Source organism: Candidatus Methylomirabilota bacterium (assembly GCA_035936835.1).
Classification (GTDB): Bacteria; Methylomirabilota; Methylomirabilia; order Rokubacteriales; family CSP1-6; genus AR37.
Map to the genome: position 1 here is coordinate 68082 of DASYVT010000113.1, position 6138 is coordinate 74219.

Genomic DNA, 6138 nt, shown 5'->3' on the forward strand with positions numbered 1-6138 from the left:
GCAGCTGCATTCACATCTAACCGCTACCACGCCCTCCCTGTCAAGCCAATGTCCTGAGCCGGATACACCCGCGTCAATAGACCTCGTCGCGCTCGCCGAACTCGAAGGCCTCGGTGCGATCCTCGAGCTCTTCGGGCGTGACGAGGCCCTTGTCCGCGAGCAGCCGCTCGAAGGAGGCGAGCCAGCGCTCGTAGTAGCGCGACTCCTCGCCGCGCGCCTCGGCCTGGGCGATCTGGGCGATCAACTGGCGCTGGAACTCCCCCCAGCCGTAGAGACGGTGATCGTGGAGCGCGACGGCCATGCCGAAGACGCGCCCTTCCCACGGCTCCTCGAAGACCAGCTCGCCGTTCTTGCGCGGCACGGCCGCGGGCCCGTCCATGTTGGCGAGAAGCCTGTCCGACGCGGCATTGTCATGGAGCGCCGCGGGCGGGAGGCCCGCGGGCGGCGGGACGCGGCAGGCCTTCGGCTGCGGCGCGCCCTGGCGGAGGTGTAAGTCGGCCACGGGTTGGCCGTCGGGCCGCTCTTCCCACGTGGATGCGGTGAACTGGTAGGCCGCAAGGGCCGGCGGCGGCGGCGACCACTCCTCCGCGCGGACCAATCCCTCGATCCAGTCGTAGAGCGCCACGACCTGCGCGTCCGTCGCGATCGAGTGGAACCAGGCCTGCCGCCCGTCGAAGAGCAGCATCGCCACATTGGCCAGCGCGCAGGGGCCGAGGCAGCCGCCGATGGTGAGATGCACGCGGTTGCGCAGGCTGCGCCGCTCCCATTCGGTATGGTAGAGGTCGCGCGGCACGGGCGCGTAGCCGTCCTGGACGCGCCCGCAGCAGCAGGCGTCGGCGCAGACGAAGAGCTGCCCGAGCATGCGCGCCACGTGAATGCGTCGGCCGTCCGGACGCGAGACGATATTGCGCACGGCTACCGGGCCGCCGCGGGAGCCTGGCAGAGCGCCACGCCGATCATGGCATCGCGGGTGACGAGCGCCGCCAGCTCGGCATCCGAGAGCCCCTCGGTGCCTTCGGGGCGCAGCGGCAGCACCATGTAGCGGATCTCGGCGCTCGAATCCCAGACGCGGATCTCGGTGTCGGGCGGCAGCTCGACGCCGAACTCGACCAGAATCTTGCGCGGCTCGAGGACGGCCCGCGAGCGATAGGCGGGCGACTTGTACCAGACGGGCGGGAGTCCGAGCACGATCCACGGGTAGCAGGAGCAGAGCGTGCAGACGACCAAGTTGTGAACGGCGGGCATGTTGTGACCGGGGGGCATGTTGTGGACGACGGGCGTGTTCTCGTGGACGACCAACTTGTCCCCGCCGCCGCGCCCGGTGAAGCCCAGCTCCGCGATGGCCGCCGTGCCGTCGGTGAGGAGCCGTTGCTTGTACGCCGGATCGACCCAGGCGCGGGCGACGACCCTGGCGCCGTTCATCGGCCCGACGTCCTTCTCGTAGGTCTGCACGACCGTGTCCACCACCTCGGTGGACAGCAGGCCCTTCTCGATCAGGAGCGACTCGATCGCGCGCACGCGATGGACCACCCAGGGCTCGGGCTCGGTATGATGGCTGCCCATCTCAGGCCTCCAGCGGCTGGAGATAACTTTCCCAGAGATCGATGTACACGCGCTCCTTCGGCTCCGCGGCGTCTCCCCACAGCTCGCCCGACTCGAAACGCACGCTGTAGAGCGGCTCGGGGCAGCGGCCGCGCCCGTGCGCATGGGCGTCCGGCAGTATGTAGACGCCGTGGATCGTGTGGATGCGCCCACAGTGCCCGCGAGCATAGCCCGGCAAGCGCGTGTGGCCGGCCGGCTGCCAATTGCGCGTGACGACGGCATCGCCCGGCTTGAAGCGCGGCGTGGGATTGGGCTCGCTCTTCTCGGCCATGCCCTTGCGTACCACGTTCATCACCGTGGCGAGAAGCTCCGGGTCCTTGCGATCCGGCAGCGGGGCGTTCAGGTTCCGCTCGAAGTGCTTGGTCCGCGCGTCGAGCTCGTCGCGGCCGATGACGCCCTTCTCGATCAGCAGGGTTTCGACCGAGGCGAGCCAGTGCTCGTAGTAGCTCGTGTCGAGGTAGCGCGCCTGTCCCATGCGCTCGATGGCGTGACGGAACTCGTCGATATTGTAGATTCGCTTGACCATGCCGACCAGGTTCATCACGAGCACGGCCTTTTCCCAATCCGCGTGGAAGGCGGGCTCGTTCGGCTCGCGTTCGATGGGGCCGAAACCATGCTTGCCGCCGAGGTCGTGGACGCCGTTCATGATGGGTGTGCGCGGATGATCCCGCGGCGCGGCAGGGCTGTCAAGCCGGCTTGCGGCCCCAGGTGAAGATGTGGAGCCTGCCGGCGATGACCGGCCCGCGCGCCTGCTCGGCGTGGAGCGCATCCAGCCAGCTGCGGCGCTCGGCTTCCGTGATGGCCCCGGCCGTGAGAGCCGTGTCGGCGGCACGCTCGGCCAGCCCGCCGTAGAAGCCACGCGGATCGGTCTCGAGCGGGAAGAAGCCGCGCACCCGCACGTCCTGGAGCCCGGCGCGCGCGAAGAGCAGCGGCAGTCGCCGCGCGAGCCAGCCGTCCACGGCGGTGGCGTCCGAGGCGGCGGCAACGATCCGGCGCGTGAGCGCGCGGTCCGAATGTGTGATCGACGTCATGTCAGTGTCGAGATCGAAGACTCCCACGCGCCCGCCCGGGCACACCACGCGCGCCATCTCGGGAATGGCACTCTCGCCGCCGGGAGTGTGCGAGAGCACCGTGACGGCGACCGCGACGTCGAAGGCGCCGACGGGGAAGGGGAGGCTGAGCGCGCTGCCCTCGAGGAATTCTACGCGGCCGCCGAGCCCCGCCCCCTCCGCGAGCTCGCGCGCCATAGCGAGGAACTGCGGGCTCTGGTCCACGCCGACCGCGCGCCCGGCCGGGCCGACGCGTCGAGCGATGTCGCGCGTGACGACGCCGCTGCCGCAGCCGACGTCGAGCACGCGCTCGCCCGCCGTCACGCCGAGCAGGTCGAGGTAGGCCGCCCGCGCCTCGATCTCGTCCTGGGCCTTGGCGCGGAGCTCGAGCCGGCCGGCAAGCTCGCGCGCCTTGGTCGGGTCGAGGCCAGCAGTGTCTCGCCATTGGCTCTGCCGTCCATACTGGGTCATGACTAACCGCAGGTAGTCTAGCAAGTTCGAGGCGGGATATACTCCCGGCGGTGAAGACCGACCTGCTCCTCATTCCCATGGGCGCGCGCTGGGCCGAGGTCCGCGCCGCGGCCGTGGCCGCCGACGAGGCGGGCTTCGACGGCATCTGGACCTGGGACCACCTGCGCGACCCCGACGGCGACCCCGCGGGCGTGCCGGAGTGCCTGACCACTCTCGCCGCGCTCGCCGAGGTGACCAAGCGCTTGGTACTCGGGCCGCTCGTGCTCAACGTCTCGAGCCGCCACCCGGGGCTCCTCGCGAACATGGCGGCCACGATCCAGCAGGTGTCGGGCGGGCGTCTCATCCTGGGACTCGGCGCCGGAGGGAGCAAGGCCACGCCCTATGCGCGGGAGCAGGAGGCGCTCGGCCTCTCGGTCGAGCCAGACGCCGTGCGGGCCCAGCGCGTGGCCGAGGCCGCGCAGATCCTCCGCCGCCTCTGGTCGGGTGATCGCGCGAGCTTCGCCGGCGCGCACTATCGCCTCGACAAGCCCGAGGGCTATCTGCGGGCCGATCCCGCGCCGCCCATCGTCATCGGCGGCTTCGGGCCGCGCATGGCGGCCATCGCCGGGAAGCACGGCGACGGCTTCAACACGCAGGCGCGCCACCCGCGGCTCGCGGAGCTGGCGCAGATCGCGCGCAGCGAGCACAAGGCGGCGGGGCGCGACCCCGCGCGCTTCAGCCTGAGCGTCTTCGCGGGCTGGGCACCCGCCTGGCTCCGCGCCGATTCCGAGAACCGCGCCGCCCTCGCGCGCGTGGGCGTCGACCGCGTCATCCTTTTAACGGAGCCGCCCTATGATCCTTCCCAGATCCGCGCCGCCTCCCGCCTCCTCGCGGGCTGAGCGCGCTCTCACAGCGAAAGGACCTCCATGGCGTACAAGGCATTGGATCTCAACGGCAAGGTAGCGCTCGTCACGGGCGGCAACAGCGGTATCGGGCTCGGTATGGCCGAGGCGATGGCGCAGGCGGGCGCCGCCGTCTGCATCTGGGGCACCAACGAGGGCAAGAACGCGGCGGCGCTCAAGCGGCTCCAGGCGCACGGCGGCAAGGCGCTGGCGATCCGCTGCGACGTCAGCGACGAGGGCGCGGTGGACCGCTGTTTCGCCGAGACGGTCAAGGCCCTGGGCCGAGTGGACGCCTTCTTCGCCAACGCGGGCGTCAGCGGGCGCGGCGGCGCGTCCGGCGGCTTCACCCAGATGTCCACGGCCGAGTGGCGGCGGGTGATGAGCGTGAACCTGGACGGCGCCTTCTGGAGCCTCCGCGCGGCCGCGCGGCACATGGTCGAGCGCGGCGGCGGCGGCTCCCTCGTCTCGACGGCGAGCCTGGCGGCCGTCATGGGTGCGGCGCGCAGCGAGCACTACTCCGCCACCAAGGGCGCGCTCATGGCCATGACGCGGTCCATGGCGGTGGAGCTGGCGCGGCACCAGATCCGCGCCAACACCATCGTGCCGGGCTGGATCGACACGCCGATGACGGAAGCGGCGCTCCACGGCGAGGCGTTCACGGGTAAAGTCCTGCCGCGCGTGCCGCTGCGGCGCTGGGGCGTCGGTGACGACTTCGGCGGCGTCGCCGTCTATCTTGCCAGCGACGCCAGCCGCTACCACACCGGCGACACCTTCGTGATCGACGGCGGCTACGCTATTTTCTAGGGCCCGGGGCTTGACCTTTCGCGCTCCCGGGCCTAGGGTCTCGCCATGAGACCCTTCCACGCGCGCCGACTCGTCCTGGTTTTGGCCCTGCTTCTCGCCACGCCCGCCGTCGCCGCCGCCGCGGAGGGCGAGATGCGCTGGGGACTGCACGTGACGCTGGCGCCCAAGTGGCTCGATCCCGCGGAGACAGAGGCGTTCAACACCCCGTTCATGGTGCTCTACGCGGTGCACGACGCCCTGGTGAAGCCGATGCCGGCGGGGGTCAGCACGCCGAGCCTGGCGGAGTCGTGGACGGAATCCAAGGACCACTTGAGCTATACGTTCACGCTCAGGAAGAACGCGCGCTTCCACAACGGCGAGCCCGTCACCGCGGAAGACGTCAAGTTCTCCTTCGAGCGCTACAAGGGCGCCTCTGCCACCCTCCTCAAGGACAAGGTCAAGGAGGTGCAAGCGCTCTCGCCTACCCAGGTGCGCTTCGTCCTCAAGGAGCCCTGGCCCGACTTCATGACCTTCTACGGCACGACAGCCTCGGGCGCGGCGTGGATCGTCCCCAAGAAGTACGTGGAGAAAGTCGGCGAGGACGGCTTCAAGGCGGCGCCCGTCGGCGCCGGGCCCTATAAGGTCATCTCGTTCAAGCCCGGCGTAGAGCTCGTGCTCGAGGCTTTCGACGGGTACTGGCGCAAGGCGCCCTCGGTGAAACGGCTCGTCATGCGTTCGCTGCCGGAGGAGTCGACGCGGGCCGCGGCGTTGAGAAACGGCGAGGTGGACCTCGTCTATCTCCTCACGGGCCCGACGGCCGAGGCGGTGCAGAAGGCTCCCGGCTTCAAGGTCGTGGCGCCGCTGCTCTCAGGAGCCTTCTGGCTCGAGCTGCCGGACCAGTGGGATCCCAAGTCGCCGTGGGCGGACCGGCGCGTGCGGCTGGCCGCGAGCCACGCCATAGACCGCCAGGCGGTGAACAAGGCCGAGACGCTCGGGTTCTCGCGGCTCACCGGCAATTTCGTCCCGCGCATCTTCCAGTACGCGCTGACCTTCGAAGCGCCTGCCTACGATCCCGAGCGCGCCAAGAAGCTCCTCGCCGAGGCCGGGTACCCGAGCGGGTTCGACGGCGGCGACTTCTATCCTTTCCCGCCCTACAACTCCATGGGCGAGGCCATCCAGGGATATTTCCAGGCCGTCGGGATCCGCACGCGCCAGCGCACGATGGAGCGCGCCGCCTACTTCTCGGCCTGGCGCGAGAAGAAGCTGCACGGCGTGATCCTCGTCGTCAGCGCCACGTTCGGCAATGCCGCGACGAAGCTCGAGCCGTATGTCACGAAGAACGGCATTTACGC

7 protein-coding genes are annotated in these 6138 nt (G+C 70.2%); 3 read left to right on the forward strand and 4 right to left on the reverse strand.

The features are described from left to right. Positions 1 to 73 precede the first annotated feature (73 nt). Genes VGV06_09140 through VGV06_09155 form a run of 4 tightly spaced genes read right to left on the reverse strand, consistent with a single transcriptional unit; the run spans position 74 to position 3122 of the window. Entirely contained in the window at positions 74 to 913 is an 840-nt protein-coding gene (locus VGV06_09140; protein ID HEV2055323.1) for a nitrile hydratase accessory protein, read from the reverse strand. 2 nt (positions 914 to 915) lie between these two features. After that, positions 916 to 1563 carry a nitrile hydratase subunit alpha gene (locus VGV06_09145; GenBank protein ID HEV2055324.1) on the reverse strand — a complete coding sequence of 216 codons (648 nt, stop codon included), beginning with the start codon at positions 1561 to 1563 and terminating at the stop codon, positions 916 to 918. Position 1564: 1 nt separating this feature from the next. Next, entirely contained in the window at positions 1565 to 2248 is a 684-nt protein-coding gene (nthB, locus tag VGV06_09150) for a nitrile hydratase subunit beta (GenBank protein HEV2055325.1), read from the reverse strand. Between the two features lie 40 nt (positions 2249 to 2288). Continuing rightward, positions 2289 to 3122, reverse strand: a complete 834-nt coding sequence (locus tag VGV06_09155) for a methyltransferase domain-containing protein (GenBank protein HEV2055326.1) — start codon at positions 3120 to 3122, stop codon at positions 2289 to 2291. 50 nt (positions 3123 to 3172) lie between these two features. Here VGV06_09155 and VGV06_09160 point away from each other — a divergent pair, with 50 nt between their 5' ends. From VGV06_09160 to VGV06_09170, 3 genes are all read left to right on the forward strand, one after another. Continuing rightward, a complete protein-coding gene (locus tag VGV06_09160; protein ID HEV2055327.1) occupies positions 3173 to 4000 on the forward strand; it encodes an LLM class flavin-dependent oxidoreductase in 828 nt (275 codons plus the stop codon). Positions 4001 to 4027: 27 nt separating this feature from the next. Next, entirely contained in the window at positions 4028 to 4807 is a 780-nt protein-coding gene (locus VGV06_09165; protein ID HEV2055328.1) for an SDR family NAD(P)-dependent oxidoreductase, read from the forward strand. 45 nt (positions 4808 to 4852) lie between these two features. Beyond that, positions 4853 to 6138 (forward strand): ABC transporter substrate-binding protein (locus VGV06_09170; protein HEV2055329.1); only part of this gene is annotated, 1286 nt, incomplete at its 3' end.